Below are 15,761 nucleotides of genomic sequence, written 5' to 3'. Positions count from 1 at the left end.
GTCTTATTTCATTACCAAACGCGCTTTATGCTGGCGCGTTTCTTCCAAAAGTTTCGTCAAATATTTCAGGCGTAAAGCTAATTTACGAGCCTCGTCATAGTGTTCTTGATCAAAGGCTTGCGCAATTGCACGTACACAATCGCGCACATCACGGCGCGCCTTATCGGATAACGCATTAACGACATCAACGGTTTGCGCTTCCATCAAGGCTTCGCGTGTTTCCATCGCTTCCATCAAAAGAATGGGGTCATTCACCGTATGATCGTGGCTGATGCCCGTCATCCCATGCACACTCAACAAATAATCTGCGCGCTTAAGCGGATCTTTCAACACTTCGAAAGCTTCGTTCAAGCTGACCGCCTGTTGCTGAGACAGCGTTTTTTCCTTCGGTGTTTTGTTTGCAAAACGATCCGGGTGTAAATGACGTTGCAGTTCGAAATAGCTGCGTTCCAATCCGTCTACATCCAGACTATAAGCCTTTTTCAACCCGAAACGGGTGAAATGGTCGATATGGCCGGGCGGCTGAACCGCATGACAGGTTTCACAAAACAAGTCCCCATTCCCCACCGGTCCCTTACAGGACCAACAGGGATGAACCCCGCTTTTGTCGTTTTTCAGCATCATCGTTTGGTTTGATACGTCCATAGTTCTAAACAATCGCCCTTGCGCACAGTATGCGAAATCTCTTTATAAAAGAGATCCCCGCATATGTGCGGGGATGGCTTCCTACCTTTTGCTTTTAAACGTGGAAAGATTCACCACAGCCACAACGCCCCTTTTCATTAGGGTTGGTAAAGACAAAGCCAGAGGCCATTTGCTCTTCAACAAAATCCATTTCGGTTCCGAAGATAAACATAGTTGCCTTCGGATCGATCATAATGGTGATATCGTCGGCTGCGTCGAACACTTCATCAAACTCATTGACTTCATCGGCGAACTCCAGCGTGTAAGACAAGCCGGAACAGCCTTTTGTCCGTACACCGATACGTACACCTTTACTCGGTTTTCCGCGTCCTTCCATCAGAACGCGGATCCGATCAAGTGCCGCTTCGGTCACGCTAATTGGGGCGGGACGTCCAGTCATGATTGGCGTCACTCCTTCGTGATTGATTTAGTCTTTATGTTTTGTTTTATAATCTTCAATTGCCGCTTTGATAGCATCTTCTGCTAACACAGAGCAATGAATCTTCACCGGAGGTAACGCCAACTCTTCGGCAATATCCGTATTTTTGATATTGGACGCTTCATCCAGCGTCTTGCCTTTGACCCATTCAGTCACAAGTGAACTGGATGCAATCGCAGAACCGCAACCAAATGTTTTAAACTTGGCATCTTCAATAATACCGTCCGCACCGACTTTGATTTGCAGGCGCATCACATCGCCACAGGCAGGTGCACCGACCAGACCTGTTCCGATTTCACCGGCCTCATTGTCCATTGAACCAACATTGCGCGGGTTTTCGTAGTGATCGACAACTTTATCGCTATAAGACATTTTCTTCTCCTTTAAAACCACTTCAAAGGTGGCTGTCTTTCGAAATTAGTGTTCAGCCCATTGGATGGATTTAATATCAATACCTTGCTGAGCCATCTCATAAAGCGGGCTCATTTCACGCAGGCGTTTGACTTCTTTAATAATCCGATCCGTTGCATAATCGATTTCTTCTTGCGTAGAAAAACGACCAATACCCAGTCGTAAAGACGTATGAGCCAGTTCTTCTTCAACACCGAGAGCACGCAGCACATAAGACGGTTCTAGCGAAGCCGACGTACAAGCCGACCCACTGGAAACAGCCAAATCCTTAATCCCCATCATCAAGCCTTCGCCTTCAACGAAAGCAAAGCTTACATTCAGGTTGGTACATACGCGTTGTTCCAGATCACCATTAAGGTAGACTTCGTCCAGTTCATTCTGAAAACGATTCCACATATGCATTTGCAGTTTATGCAGGCGTTCATTTTCGGTTGCCATTTCTTTCTTGGCAATTTCACACGCCATCCCCAAACCCACACAAAGTGCCGGAGCAAGTGTACCTGAACGCATTCCGCGTTCCTGACCACCACCATTAATCTGGGCAATAATACGCACACGCGGACGACGACGCACATAAAGCGCACCTACACCCATCGGGCCATAAATTTTGTGACCGGAAATAGACATCAGATCGATGTTCATTTCTTCGACGTCAAGTTCAATTTTACCAACGGCTTGCGCACAATCCGTATGGAAGAAAGTCTTGTTGGCACGACACAGGGCACCAATTTCTTTTAAGGGTTGAACAACGCCGATTTCGTTGTTGACCCCCATCACAGACACCAACAAGGTATTGTCCGTCATGGCGGCTTTCAATTCATCCAGATCAATCAGGCCGTTTTGTTGAACGCCAAGGTAAGTGACTTCAAACCCATCCTGTTCCATATGGCGACAGGTATCGAGAACACATTTATGTTCGGTCACAACCGTGATGATGTGGTTGCGTTTATTTTTATAAAACGCGCCGACACCCTTAAGGGCCAGATTGTTCGATTCCGTCGCACCAGACGTAAAAATAATTTCTTTCGGATTGGCGTTGATGATGTCCGCGACTTGCTTGCGGGCCTCTTCAACAGCTTCTTCTGCTTCCCAGCCATAGGCATGGTTACGTGAATGCGGGTTTCCGAATTTTTGAGTAAAATACGGCAACATCGCTTCTACGACGCGGGGGTCCGTCGGTGTTGTGGCTTGGTAATCCAAGTAAACCGGATGTTCCTGTGTATTTACGCCCATGTGGGCACTCCTTTTCTTCTTTTTCTTCAATCCAAAACTAATTGCCTTAAGCGGCATCACTCTTCGTCTGTTTGGCCTGTACGCGCTCTACCAACTTTTTCCAAGCTTGTACAAACATTTCCACATCTTCTTTTGAACTATTCCATCCTAACGAAACCCGAATGGCACAATTCGCAACATCGTCATCAATCTTCATCGCCTTCAGCACATGTGACGCTTTCACCTTCCCGCTGGAACAGGCCGACCCGGCACTCACCATAACATTGGCAAGATCCAGCGCCATCACTTGACGATCACTGGGCATCCCCATCAAGGCAAAATAACTTGTATTGGGCAAACGCTTAACTTGATCACCAAAAATAACGCCGCCGAGCTCCTTCACTTGTCTTTCCAAATCGTCACGTAAGGCTTCGATTTCAACAAAATTCACCTTTTCACGAGCCGCTGCACCAAAGCCAACGATACCGCTTAGATTTTCAGTCCCGCCACGCATGGACCGTTCCTGCCCGCCGCCTTTAAACATGGACTCCAGCTTTAGTCCCTCGCGTTTAATCAGCGCACCAACACCTTGTGGGCCGCCGATTTTGTGCGAAGACAAACTCGCAAAATCAAGATCAAGTGCCGAAATATCAAATGTGCATTTTCCAGCCATCTGCACAGCATCACAATGAACCAATGCGCCGTAACGATGGGCGATTTCAACGATCTCACCAATCGGTTCAATCACGCCTGTTTCATTGTTTGCCCCAACCACACTGACTAAGGTTGAACGGTTATCCTCTTTTAGTGCTGTTTCCAAGGCGTTTAAATCAACAATTCCGTTGCCATCGACCGGCAGGATTTCTGCATCCTCACGTACGTTCAGCACGGCTGCATGCTCAACGGCTGAAACCAATACACGTTCGCAGCCAGACCCTTTCAGGGCCAGCGCATCCGCCTCGGTCCCACCGCTGGTAAAAATCACCCAATCACGCGGGACATTCACAAGGCCGGCCACGGATTCACGCGCTTCTTCCATCATGGCACGCGCTTCGCGTCCCAGACGATGCACAGAAGACGGATTGCCAACATGGGCAATTGCCGTACTCATGGCATGTGCGACCGATGGAAACACCGGCGCTGTCGCGTTGTAATCCATATATGCAATACGTGACATGACTTTAATCTTTACTCTGCGGCCTCGACCTTGGCACGAACCGCCGCATTAAACAGGTTACTGGTCCCTAGCAATCGTTTTTCAACAATATCTTCCAAAGAAACCGAACTTAGATACAGATAAATCTGATTTCCCAGTTCAGTCCAGAGATCGTGCGTCAAACAACGGCTTTTGTTCTCACGACAGCCGTTCGGATTACCCGGTGTACAGCGCGTTGCCGTAATTGGTTCATCCACCGAGATAATGATATCGGAGACACGCACTTCTGAACAATCGCGTGACAACAAATACCCACCACCGGGACCACGCACACTTTTAACCAAATCACCTTTGCGTAACTTGCCGAACAACTGTTCCAGATAGGACAGTGAAATTTCTTGACGTTCCGCAATATCTGCCAAAGACACCGGCGTGCCTTTGCTGTTACAGGCCAGATCAACCATTGCCATCACGGCATAACGACCTTTTGTACTTAACTTCACGGCAAAAACTCCCTATTTACGCCCGCAGGAAACGACATCTAATTTCTTTTCGGATTTATTTTCGACATCATCGCCTTCTAATTCTTCAACCCGATTCTTCAACGCATGAATTTCATTGCGTAACATTTCAATGGTACGAACCATCGGGTCGGTCATACCGTCTGGCGTTCCATAAGCACAGAAATCGCCATTGTCTTTCTTTTTACGCCCCATCACCATCTTGGCCGGAATACCAACCATCGTGACCCCAGGGGGAACATCTTCCAACACAACGGCATTGGCACCGATACGCGCACCGGCACCGATAACATGTGGACCAAGAACTTGCGCACCGGACCCTACAATCACACCATCTTCCAACGTGGGGTGACGCTTACCTTCTTCCAATGAAGTCCCGCCCAATGTAACACCTTGATAAAGCATAACATCGTCGCCAACCTCTGCCGTTTCACCGATTACAACCCCTGTGCCGTGGTCAATAAAGAAACGTCGACCGATCGTTGCACCGGGGTGGATTTCGATGCCTGAAAGAATTTTACCAACATGGGATAAAAAACGTCCCAACAGGCGCCAGTCACGCAGCCATAAAGCATGCGAAACACGATAAAACATCAACGCGTGCAAACCCGGATAACAAAGGATAACTTCCAAGCGGGACTTGGCCGCAGGGTCGCGTTGAATGAATGAGTCGATGTCTTCTTTAAATCTTTTAAACACGGCAGACCACGTTTTGCTAGTATCTTTATCCATTTTGCGCTATGAGAAGCACCATTGATCTGACGACCGATTGACACTATTTCATAGCTTGTTGCTAGGGAATATAGAATGCCCGACTATTTTAGTCAAGTTTATGAAGAGCAGTTTTCTATATTTTTCTGCAATACCCGCAAAAAGTAGTCGGATTTTTAATTTTTTATATTCTTACCTAAAGGATTCGTCTGAGAAAAATGCCTGAAGTCATTTTCAATGGACCTGAAGGTCGCCTCGAAGGGCGTTACCATCACAGCAACACCCCCAACGCACCCGTTGCACTTTTGCTCCATCCCCATCCCGAACAGGGTGGCACAATGAACAACCGCGTGACCTACACGTTGTTCAAAGCATTTAAGGAACGCGGCTTTTCTGTCTTGCGTTTCAATTTCCGTGGTGTCGGACGTTCACAAGGGATTTTCGACAGCGGCATTGGTGAATTATCCGATGCTGCAGCCGCACTGGACTGGATGCAAACACACAACCCGAATGCCCGTATTTGTTGGGTTGGCGGTTTTTCGTTCGGCGCATGGATCGGTATGCAACTGATGATGCGTCGCCCGGAAATTAACGGTTTTATCTCCGTTGCCCCTCCTGCAAACCTGTATGATTTCTCATTCCTTGCGCCGTGCCCGGCTTCAGGATTGGTCATTCATGGCGATGCCGATGATGTTGTACCGGAAGAATCAGTTCAAAAACTGGTCAACAAACTGGACAGCCAGAAAAACATCAGCATCACTTACGAACGCATTTCAGAGGCAACGCATTATTTTAATAATGAAAGCGAAGCCGAACTTATTAAACAATTCGTCGGTGATTATCTGGACCGTCGCATTATTGAACTGGCTGCCGAATAATTAAGTCAGTAGATAAAAATGAAAATGGCTCTGCATTTGATGTGGGGCCATTTTTTATCGTGCCTTATTGAACACACCACCGCTTATCGGTTTGGAAACCCCTGTTGTGCCGGGAAATGTAATCTCCAGACCTTCTGCACTACGTGCCGCCAAATAGGCAAAGGCCTGTGCCTCAATCGCATCGCCATTCCAGCCAACATCTTCTGCGGTTCGCACATCAGCATACAGATAGGCGCGAAAGGCACTCATCAACGATTTATTTAAGCGCCCCCCGCCGCAGACGACCCAACGTTCAGGCCAATAAGGGAATTCATCCTGCGCTTTGATAACCGAGGCGATACTAAAAGCCGCCAAGGTTGCCGCACCATCTTCGACACTCAAGCCATCTACCAGATCAAAGGCAAAGGATTTAAACTCATCCCGATCCAGACTTTTGGGCGCTGATTTCTGAAAATAAGGGTGACAGATAAAAGTGTTTACACAGTCATCATGAATGTTGCCGCACGATGCTATTTTGCCGTCTTCGTCATAAGGTTTCCCCGTATGGCGCTTGACCCAGTCATCAATCAAGGCATTTCCCGGTCCTGTATCGAATGCCAGAAGTTCACCATCCCTGCCAATCCATGTCACGTTACCGACACCACCCAAATTTAATATGGCTATCGGCCCCTTCAGATTGCTTTGCTGCACCAAAGCACGATGAAAAACAGGAACCAATGGTGCCCCTTGTCCCCCTGCCATCACGTCAGCAGTGCGCAAATCATTCACCACATCAATACCCACGGCACGTGCCATATCTGCGCCATTTCCCAATTGTATGGTTAGAGCTGCTGCGGGGTCATGAAAAACCGTTTGTCCGTGAAAGCCGATTAAATCAATGTCGGAACGTGCAAAACCTTCTGCCTGCAAGAAGCGTTCAACCGCCTGAATATGGCGTTGTGTGACTTGTTCTTCCAGATCACCGAAATCATCTTTATGACCGAAACTGGTCTGAACATTTTCACGAAAGCCTTCATCATAAGGGTAAGTTTGAAAGCCCAGTAACTCGCCCACCTTATCCCCGTCGGTTCTGATCAACGCAACATCAATACCATCCAGTGATGTACCGCTCATTAACCCCAGAACCAGTTTCACGATTGGTTTCCCTTTATGTATTGCTGAATAAGGCGGTACGCAATCCGTCAATAATATATTGCGAAGCCAGCGCCGCCAGTAGAACACCTAAAATACGTGAAAAAATACTGGAGACTGTTTGTCCCAATATCTTTTCCAACTTATCTGACAACATAAACAAAATGAGGCTGACCAGCAACACCACACCCGTAACGGCCAAAATCACGAACTGGCCTTCATAATTACCGTCCTGACCTTCCATCAACAGCATGATGGATGTGATTGATCCTGGCCCTGCCAAAAAGGGGATCGCCAGTGGAAAGACGGAAATATCTTCCATTTCATGTTCTGCAACGATTTCTTCGGCATTTTCACTACGTCGTGTTGTTCGCTTGCCAAAAACCATTTCCAGGCCGGTTAAAAACAACATGGCCCCGCCCGCAATGCGAAATGATGACATTTCAATCCCCAGCAAGCCGAGAAATTCATGTCCAATCAAAGCAAAAAAAGCAAGAATACAAGCGGCAAAAAGGACTGCGCGTAACGCCATTTTCCGCCGATAAGCAACATTTGCGCCCGATGTCAGCCCAATAAACATTGGTGTCAGGCCAATCGGGTCGATAATTACGAACATCGTAACAAAAGTCTGAAGAATAATATCCGTCATTTTTATATAGAGCACCCTTGTCGTTTTATGCTAAGTAGGCCCGCCTCATAGTAAAGTAAAGCGTTTTTCAGGAAAACCCTATCCATGACCAATTACAAATCCGATTTCATTCGCATTTTGTCAGAGCGCGGTTTTATCAACCAGTGCACAGACATTGAAGCCTTGGACGAAAAAGCCGCAAAAGAGGTTATTACGGCGTATATCGGGTTTGATTGCACGGCAACCAGCCTACATATTGGTAGCCTTTTACCGATTATGCTGCTGCGTTGGCTGCAAAAAACGGGGCATAAACCTGTTGTTTTAATGGGGGGCGGCACCACAAAAGTAGGCGACCCGTCCGGTAAAGATGCCACCCGCCCGGTTATGACGGATGAATTCATCAGCAATAACATGGCTGGCATCAAAACCGTTTTTGGCAAATATCTCAATTTCGGTGAAGGCAACAGCGATGCCATCATGGTTAATAACGATGACTGGCTATCTGGGTTATCCTACCTTGAATTCCTGCGTGATTTCGGTCGTCATTTCACCATCAACCGCATGATGAGTTTTGACAGCGTTCGCCTGCGCCTTGACCGGGAACAGCCGCTGACTTTCCTTGAATTTAACTACATGATCCTTCAGGCCTATGATTTCTATGAACTGAATAAACGCCACGGCCTATCCCTGCAAATGGGGGGATCAGACCAATGGGGCAACATCATCAACGGCGTTGAATTGACCCGCCGCGTTTCCGGCAACGAAGTTTTCGGTCTGACGGTTCCTCTGCTGACCACATCCAGTGGCCAGAAAATGGGGAAAACGGCAAATGGGGCTGTCTGGTTAAATGACGATATGCTGTCAGCCTATGATTTCTGGCAATACTGGCGCAACACATCGGATGCCGATGTCGGTCGTTTCCTGAAATTGTTTACCGAACTTCCACTAGATGAAATTGCCAAGTTGGAAGCCTTGCAGGGGCAAGAATTAAACGAAGCCAAAAAAATCCTCGCTCATGAAGTCACCAAACTGTGCCGGGGCGAAGAAGCAGCCTTAAATGCGGCTGAAACCGCCAAGAAAACCTTTGAAGAAGGCCAATTAGGCAAAGACCTGCCGACATACGAGATTTCGCAAAGCGATCTCAAAGATGGCATTCCTGCCTTTGATGCCATGCGCCGGGTTGAATTGGCAAAATCCGGTGGCGAAGCCCGCCGCGCCATCAAAGGCGGTGGTGCCCGTCTCAATGACAATGCCATTAGTGATGAAAATCAACTCATCACATTGGCCGATGCCAACGACGATGGATTAATCAAGCTGTCCTTTGGCAAAAAACGCCACGCTTTAATCAAACCGATTTAAGCCAGGGCAATATTGGAAAATAAAAAAAGGCTTCCTTCAAAACAAGGTAGCCTCAGACTGCTGACAAAGTGTTTTTCGTAGATAATTGACCAAAACTGTCATCCCGCACTTGATGCGGGATCCATTTTAAATCAACTGGTTAGATACCTCTCAATGGATGAAGATGGATCCCCGATCGGGGTCGGGGATGACACTTGGAGCTTTGTCAATAACCTGAGGCAGGCTTCCTTCAAAACGAGGAAGCCTTTTTATTTTCTAGGTACTTCCTCTGGAGAGGAGCTTTTTCCATCGCCGATTTGAAAGAGTTTGCGCAACACACCGGGCGCAAGCGCGCTGACAGGGTTTACGCTGACGTCGGCATCATCAAGGTTGCCTTTAACCGTATAAGTCCAGGCAAACAAGCCGCCACCTTTTTCCCCGGCAGAAAAGAGATTACCCAAGATCGGCACGTTGCCCAACAACGAATTTAATCCATAAGCGGGTACAACCGTGCCTGAAATATCGGCCACCTTGGCAAAGGTATAAATCTTGCCTTCCCATGTCAGACCCAATGAAATACCGTTCGTGCGACCATCTTTAAATTCAATCACCCCACCATCATACTTGAATGGTGAAACCAGTGTTGAAAACCCAATACCATCGCCTTGCAAGCTATCCAATACACCTGTCAAGGCGGCAAGACTTAAAAGTTTTGCCAATGCAGGAACCTTGGTAATGCGATAATCACTGATGCGAATACTCCCCACAAGGGGACGGCGTGGGACATCATCATTAATCACCCCTTCAATCGTCAAATCCCCGCCTTTCATATCATCGAACATGTCCAATGCCCGTAACAAAGCACCCGCATCACCCGTTTCCATTTTTAGTCTGCGGTTTTGTCCATCCGGTGACAAATCAATCATAAAAGGTTTTCCACCACCAACCACACCGCTGAGATGGGCTTGCGTCCAGATTTTACCATCCGAAGACAGGGCCCCTGCCACCGTATCCAGTGTATATTCATCATCCAGCCAAACACGATCAAATCGACCGGAAAAGGTTCCGGGTAGGTCCGTGTCTTTTTCCTCCTCCAATTGCGCATTTTCGCTATTTTGGCGGCTATTTTTCAACACATGGGTCAGATCCAGACTTTCACCCGTAATATCAAGTTCCCATCCCACGCGTGGTGAATAAAGGATTGTGCCATTCGTAATATTTGTTTTTCCTGCCTGAAAGCGAGAAATTTGCATTGTCTGAATTTGTTTGCCTTGCGCATCCAGCGCAATCGACCCGGACGCCTTTAAATCTCCACTGGATACAGAGAAATAAGGCACACCAATTAAACGATCAGAATTAAAGTTGACTTTGGCATAGGCTTCCCCCGCCCCTTCGGCTTCTTTTCGCCAATGAATAACCGGAATATCAATTTCAGCCCCTTCCAAGTCTGCAAAGGCTTCCAAAATACCGACACCGCCCCAATCTTCCGTAATGGTCGCATCCACATGAACAGGCCCATCAATAATTTTGTTATTAAAAGGCGGAAAATCCAACCGCAATTCCTTGATCCGCTGGTCCTCGTTCACAACACCGTCCAATAAGAAACGACGTTTAAACAAAGTATTCTGCGTGAAATTCTCACGCCATTTTAAATCGGCGGGGATTGAACCAAGGATAATTTTACCTTCAACATCCATTCCTTTTTTGTCAACGACCAGATCAATCTCGCCTTTGCTGATATCTTCATCGAACATGACATCCTTAATTGCAATGTTCGCCCCTTTGGCCTTGGCCTGCACATCAACACCGTCCCAATCCAGATCATTCAACAACAGGAAAGACATCGTCATATCCGTCACCGCCTCACCTGATGTTTTTTCAGGTGAAATCCCCAACGCCTTGGCAAACCCCAACGGTTTATTGTCAATAAAAGCCAATGTGTCGCGCAAGGGTCCTGCTGCCGTCAAAGACAAATTAAGTCGTTGATCATACTCATCCAAACCGACAATATCGATTTGTGCCTTTTTCAGTTTGATGGTGTCGACTTCACCGCTTGTAACCGTAATTTTAAAAGACTGATGATCGTATTTTGCCCAACCGCTGGCATTTCTGACTTTAGGCATCGGCGATAGATAATCGACACTGACGCCATCCATCTCCATATCACCGAACACATGATGCAAGGTAATATCGCCTTTTTCATTGGCACTCAGTGAAAGATTGATCCCGGCCCGATGCACAATACCTTCGGAAATGTTACTGACGACCCAATCGCGTGCATCATCATTTAAACCTCGTGGCCAATAGCGATACAAATTGGATGGATTAACATTTAATAATTCTCCAACAAGATCAGTCGAACGCTCAGGACCATTTAAAATGCCTTCAAATGTGCCTTTTAGGGTTCCGTTCGGACCTTCGCCTAAATCAAAGTTCAATTCATCCAACTGAAACTGATCTAAACGCGCATCATATTCCCCACTGAGGCGTATAACTTCCATCGGGATATAATCTTCAATCGGTTGGGGTAGCTTCACCAACGTTCCGACAGGTAAAGCCAACATGGCCTCTTGAATGCGAAGTTTACCATCCAAGTCTTCATAAGCGGCGCGCAAGGACATTGTATCAATTGTCAGGGCCTGTTTCGCTGGCTCTGGGACGACGAATTTCCCCTTCGTCGATTTTAAATCTGCAAAAAAGGAACGTACTTTCCAATCTGCATCAAAGGCAACATTAACCTTCCCAGCAAGATCAAACTGCAAAGGTTTAAGCGCATCCAATTCCGGTAATAAAAGGGATAAGTCTCCGACATTAAGGGTGCCAATATTTGCTTGAGTATCTAAAATCTCAGTTGTCAGGTTATAAGAGGCATTCAAATCTATTTTTGCAGGCTTTCCCCCAAGGAAAATATCCAAGCCGATATCTATCACCATCGTTTCACCAATACGTTCCAATTCAAAAGACGTATTGGGTGCGATCAAACTTGTCTGGTTCTTACGGTCATTGTAATCAAGCGTAGCCTTGCTCACGACAAGCTTTTTCAAAAAGCTGAGCGGGCGAGCCGGGTCCGGTGTTTTGCCGATGAAATCATCCAGTCGAAAGGCACGGTCTGCCCGCACCGTCATACCGTCCCCCAATTCAAAGGCAAACGTTCCATCACCATGACGCATTAAATTAATTTGCGGTTCAATCAGTTCAATACTGCTGGGGGCCACCACGCCTTTGAATAAAGCTTGCGCGCTTAAAGACAACGAGGCTTCAGGCACAGAGGCCAAGCGGCGACCATCCCGCGTAAAAATACTCGCACCGACAATTTTGATATCAAGTGTACGTTCCCATCCTTCCCAACTGAGGACCGTATCTTTAATTTTCACCGTCATGCCGCGGGTATTGTGCGAAACAGCGTCAAGAATATATGGGGTCAGTTGCGGCAAAGAAATCGGACCTTGTGACAACTTCCACGCAATCACAAGCGCCAGCAACGCAATCCCGGCAAGAACCGCGCTAACTATCTGGAGTGTATGTTTTAATGTCTTCCAGACCACCGGGCTTAATCCAATCCTTTTTCATACTTGATAAACAAATCCAGTTGGCGCACTGTTGCAAAAACAAGATGCTCACAGCTGGGGGAAATTATTATGACATCACTTTGGTACCAAACGGTTAACAGACCTCTCCCACAAGCTTCTGATACAGAAAAAACAGATGTCGGTTTTCTTCATTGGCAAGAAGCCTGCGAGCGCATTGATGACACTGAACGCAAGGCGTTTGCAACCCATCTTATAAAAGATGAACAGGCGCACAAAATATTTTGCACTATTTTCGGTAACAGTCCATTCCTAACGCATTGTGTTTTAAAAGATATTTCATTCTTTTCCACCTTAATGCAAGAAGGACCGGACAAGACCTTTAAACAGATAATGTCAGACCTTACAGCCTTCTGGGAAACTCAACCAGAACGCGAAGCGATGGCCAAAGAGTTGCGAATCACCAAACGAAAAGCGGCCCTCACCATCGCTTTAGCTGATATTTGTCAGACATGGGATGTTTTTCAAGTTACCGATAATCTGACAACATTGGCTGAAACATCCTTGGATTATGCTTGTGGGACACTTTTGCGCGAAGGCCACCAACGCGGGTATTTCAAATTGCCCGACCCGGAAAAAAATCCACAAAAAAATTCCGGTTTGATCATATTGGGTATGGGAAAACTGGGGGGGCGCGAACTGAATTATTCCAGTGATGTGGATATTATTGTTCTTTTCGACACAGACATTATTCAAACGGACGATCCGTGGGATTTACAAAAAAATATGGTGCGCCTGACCAAACAACTGGTGCAAATGATGGATGACCGCACCGCACATGGATATGTCTTTCGCACCGATCTTCGTTTACGGCCCGACCCCGGTTCCACCCCACTGGCAATATCCGTTTTGGCGGCTGAAACCTACTATGAAAGTATTGGGCAAAACTGGGAACGTGCTGCCATGATCAAGGCGCGCCCGGTTGCCGGTGATATCGAAGCAGGTTATGCCTTCCTTGAAATTTTACGTCCCTACATGTGGCGCAAATATATGGATTTTGCGGCCATTCAGGACATTCATGCCATTAAACGCCAGATCAACGCACATAAGGGCGGACATAACATTGCCTTGAACGGACATAATGTCAAACTGGGGCATGGCGGTATTCGTGAAATTGAATTTTATGCCCAAACTCAGCAGCTTATCTGGGGGGGACGTAATCCTGATGTTCGCATCGCCCCGACATGTAAAGCCTTGCAGGCACTGGTTAATGCCGAACAGGTTGAGCAAGACGTGTGCGATAACCTGATTGAAAGCTATCAATATCTGCGCAAGGTCGAACATCGTATCCAGATGACCAATGATGAGCAAACCCATTCCATACCCGAAGATGACGAAGCCGTGGAACGCTTGGCTATCTTCCTCGGCTATGAAAATAAGGACAGTTTTGCAAAAGAGTTCATCCCTCATCTGGAACGGGTCGAAACCTATTATGCGGAATTGTTCGAAGAAAGCAGCGAGATCAACACCCATGCTGATGAAACAGGCAACCTTGTCTTTACCGGTGGCGATCCCGACCCTGGTACCCTGACGTACCTGCGTTCCATCGGTTTTGAAAATCCTGAGTTCGTCGACACAACTGTGCGCGGTTGGCATCATGCCCGCTATCGCGCAACCCGAAGCCGGCGTTCGCGCGAAATCCTGACCGATTTGATGCCTGCCCTTTTGCATGCTCTGGCACAAACGGCGGAACCGGACACCGCCTTTCGTCATTTTGACGATTTCCTGAGCAAGCTTCCCGCAGGCGTGCAACTTTTTTCCATGTTTCAGGTCAATCCGCAACTTTTGGATTTGGTTGCCGAAGTCATGGGGGAAGCCCCGCGTCTGGCCGAACATCTCGCTCGTAATTCCACATTGCTGGAATATGTTCTTACACCTGATTTCTTTACACCGCTTCCCCATGTCGACGAATTACGCGAGGATTTACACAAAGTTCTGGAACAGGCTCGAGACTTTCAAGATGTTCTAGACCTGTCACGACGTTGGGCCAATGATCGTAAATTTCAAGTTGGCGTACAAACCTTACGCCAAATCGTCACGATTAAAGAATCTGGACTGGCACAAACACATATCGCAGAAACCATCATTCAGGAAATTCTGCCCTGTGTTATTGACGAATTGGCTCAAAAACACGGCACCATCGACGAAGGCGAGATTTGTATTGTCGGTCTGGGTAAGGCAGGAAGTCAGGATATGACGGCGACCAGCGACCTTGATCTTGTTTTCATATATGAAGCCCCCGAAGATTGCATCGGATCAAACGGCGAACGCAGCCTCAGTGTCGCACAATATTACGCACGCCTGTCACAACGCTTTATCAATGCCCTGACCGCCCCCACCGGGGATGGTATGCTTTATGAAGTCGATATGCGATTGAGACCTTCGGGCAATTCCGGCCCGATTGCCTCCAGTCTGGACTCTTTTATCCGTTATCACAATGAAGCGGCATGGACATGGGAACATATGGCCCTGACGCGTGCGCGTGTTATCAGCGGCGCACCGTCCCTAAGTGCCAAGGTCGAACGGCACATTCAGGATGTTCTGTGTCGACAACGTGACAATGATAAGCTTCTCTTTGATGTCGCAGATATGCGCAAAAGAATGGATAAAGAACATCACACAGATATCGTCTGGGACATCAAGCAATATCGCGGTGGTATCGTCGACATTGATTTTATGGCGCAATATCTGCAATTACGCCATGCTTGCGATTACCCTGACATTCTACAGAACAACACGATTGATGTCCTGCATAAGGCCCGTGATCTGGAGATTATAGATGACGCAATGGCCAATGATTTGATCTCTGCCGTGGAATTGTGGAATATCATTCAAGGTTATCTGCGCCTTACCGTTGCAGCTGAACTGAAAAAGAAAGACGGCGGTGATCTCCCCCATGCTTTAAAAGACGATCTTGTGCAAGCCTGCGGGGAACCTTCGTTCGATATGCTTTGTGAACGGATGAAAAATGCAGCTGACCTTGTTTTGAAACATTATAAACAATTGATTGACACGCCCGCATCGACTATCAATTTACAAGACGATAAACAATAAGGATCACGGAC

At 47.2% G+C, this 15,761-nt stretch carries 13 protein-coding genes; 3 read left to right on the top strand and 10 right to left on the bottom strand.

Annotated features, from left to right (window positions below; translation table 11 throughout):
- Positions 1-3: 3 nt before the first annotated feature.
- The 7 genes from hscB to cysE all read right to left on the bottom strand — a co-directional run bounded on the left by hscB (position 4) and on the right by cysE (position 5,122).
- Entirely contained in the window at positions 4-645 is a 642-nt protein-coding gene (gene hscB, locus ACI0FF_RS08155) for a Fe-S protein assembly co-chaperone HscB (RefSeq protein ID WP_419799608.1), read from the bottom strand.
- 94 nt (positions 646-739) lie between these two features.
- The gene (locus ACI0FF_RS08150; protein ID WP_188666677.1) at positions 740-1,084 is read right to left on the bottom strand and encodes a HesB/IscA family protein; all 345 of its coding nucleotides are present in this window, start codon (positions 1,082-1,084) and stop codon (positions 740-742) included.
- Positions 1,085-1,111: 27 nt separating this feature from the next.
- Positions 1,112-1,495 (bottom strand): Fe-S cluster assembly scaffold IscU, encoded by a 384-nt coding sequence (iscU, locus tag ACI0FF_RS08145; RefSeq protein ID WP_419799607.1) that lies wholly within the window; start codon positions 1,493-1,495, stop codon positions 1,112-1,114.
- Between the two features lie 45 nt (positions 1,496-1,540).
- Positions 1,541-2,767, bottom strand: coding sequence for an IscS subfamily cysteine desulfurase (locus ACI0FF_RS08140; RefSeq protein WP_419799606.1), 1,227 nt, complete (start codon positions 2,765-2,767; stop codon positions 1,541-1,543).
- A 46-nt stretch (positions 2,768-2,813) separates the two neighbouring features.
- The gene (locus tag ACI0FF_RS08135; protein ID WP_419799605.1) at positions 2,814-3,923 is read right to left on the bottom strand and encodes a cysteine desulfurase family protein; all 1,110 of its coding nucleotides are present in this window, start codon (positions 3,921-3,923) and stop codon (positions 2,814-2,816) included.
- 11 nt (positions 3,924-3,934) lie between these two features.
- The gene (locus ACI0FF_RS08130; protein ID WP_188666682.1) at positions 3,935-4,405 is read right to left on the bottom strand and encodes an Rrf2 family transcriptional regulator; all 471 of its coding nucleotides are present in this window, start codon (positions 4,403-4,405) and stop codon (positions 3,935-3,937) included.
- 12 nt (positions 4,406-4,417) lie between these two features.
- Positions 4,418-5,122, bottom strand: a complete 705-nt coding sequence (gene cysE / locus ACI0FF_RS08125; RefSeq protein ID WP_419799604.1) for a serine O-acetyltransferase — start codon at positions 5,120-5,122, stop codon at positions 4,418-4,420.
- Positions 5,123-5,352: 230 nt separating this feature from the next.
- Between cysE and ACI0FF_RS08120 the strand changes: the two genes are divergently transcribed.
- Positions 5,353-6,012 carry an alpha/beta hydrolase gene (locus tag ACI0FF_RS08120; RefSeq protein WP_419799603.1) on the top strand — a complete coding sequence of 220 codons (660 nt, stop codon included), beginning with the start codon at positions 5,353-5,355 and terminating at the stop codon, positions 6,010-6,012.
- A gap of 54 nt (positions 6,013-6,066) precedes the next feature.
- Here the strand turns inward: ACI0FF_RS08120 and ACI0FF_RS08115 are convergent, their stop codons facing one another.
- Together ACI0FF_RS08115 and ACI0FF_RS08110 are read right to left on the bottom strand one after the other, a co-directional pair.
- Positions 6,067-7,125: an anhydro-N-acetylmuramic acid kinase gene (locus ACI0FF_RS08115; RefSeq protein ID WP_419799696.1), complete on the bottom strand. Its 1,059-nt coding sequence runs from the start codon at positions 7,123-7,125 to the stop codon at positions 6,067-6,069.
- 34 nt (positions 7,126-7,159) lie between these two features.
- The gene (locus ACI0FF_RS08110) at positions 7,160-7,792 is read right to left on the bottom strand and encodes a MarC family protein (protein WP_419799602.1); all 633 of its coding nucleotides are present in this window, start codon (positions 7,790-7,792) and stop codon (positions 7,160-7,162) included.
- An 84-nt stretch (positions 7,793-7,876) separates the two neighbouring features.
- Here ACI0FF_RS08110 and tyrS point away from each other — a divergent pair, with 84 nt between their 5' ends.
- Positions 7,877-9,130: a tyrosine--tRNA ligase gene (tyrS, locus tag ACI0FF_RS08105; RefSeq protein ID WP_419799601.1), complete on the top strand. Its 1,254-nt coding sequence runs from the start codon at positions 7,877-7,879 to the stop codon at positions 9,128-9,130.
- 248 nt (positions 9,131-9,378) lie between these two features.
- Here the strand turns inward: tyrS and ACI0FF_RS08100 are convergent, their stop codons facing one another.
- Complete coding sequence (locus ACI0FF_RS08100; RefSeq protein WP_419799600.1) at positions 9,379-12,654, bottom strand: DUF3971 domain-containing protein; 3,276 nt, start codon at positions 12,652-12,654, stop codon at positions 9,379-9,381.
- Between the two features lie 93 nt (positions 12,655-12,747).
- On the opposite strand from ACI0FF_RS08100, the gene ACI0FF_RS08095 reads away from it, so the two are divergent.
- Entirely contained in the window at positions 12,748-15,750 is a 3,003-nt protein-coding gene (locus ACI0FF_RS08095; protein WP_419799599.1) for a bifunctional [glutamine synthetase] adenylyltransferase/[glutamine synthetase]-adenylyl-L-tyrosine phosphorylase, read from the top strand.
- Positions 15,751-15,761: the final 11 nt, after the last annotated feature.

Origin of the sequence: Terasakiella sp. 4MB5A, from assembly GCF_050058155.1 — a bacterium.
GTDB classification, from domain to species: domain Bacteria; phylum Pseudomonadota; class Alphaproteobacteria; order Rhodospirillales; family Terasakiellaceae; genus Terasakiella; species Terasakiella halodenitrificans.
Note: the sequence above shows the minus strand (reverse complement) of the source record. Positions and strands in the feature narration are given on the sequence as shown.

Coding starts and splice junctions, on each gene's coding strand:
- ACI0FF_RS08120 (WP_419799603.1), top strand. CDS start 5,353: ATGCCTGAAGTCATTTTCAATGGACCTGAAGGTCGCCTCGAAGGGCGT.
- ACI0FF_RS08110 (WP_419799602.1), bottom strand. CDS start 7,792: ATGACGGATATTATTCTTCAGACTTTTGTTACGATGTTCGTAATTATC.
- ACI0FF_RS08095 (WP_419799599.1), top strand. CDS start 12,748: ATGACATCACTTTGGTACCAAACGGTTAACAGACCTCTCCCACAAGCT.
- ACI0FF_RS08150 (WP_188666677.1), bottom strand. CDS start 1,084: ATGACTGGACGTCCCGCCCCAATTAGCGTGACCGAAGCGGCACTTGAT.
- iscU (WP_419799607.1), bottom strand. CDS start 1,495: ATGTCTTATAGCGATAAAGTTGTCGATCACTACGAAAACCCGCGCAAT.
- ACI0FF_RS08135 (WP_419799605.1), bottom strand. CDS start 3,923: ATGTCACGTATTGCATATATGGATTACAACGCGACAGCGCCGGTGTTT.
- ACI0FF_RS08115 (WP_419799696.1), bottom strand. CDS start 7,125: ATGAGCGGTACATCACTGGATGGTATTGATGTTGCGTTGATCAGAACC.
- ACI0FF_RS08140 (WP_419799606.1), bottom strand. CDS start 2,767: ATGGGCGTAAATACACAGGAACATCCGGTTTACTTGGATTACCAAGCC.
- tyrS (WP_419799601.1), top strand. CDS start 7,877: ATGACCAATTACAAATCCGATTTCATTCGCATTTTGTCAGAGCGCGGT.
- hscB (WP_419799608.1), bottom strand. CDS start 645: ATGGACGTATCAAACCAAACGATGATGCTGAAAAACGACAAAAGCGGG.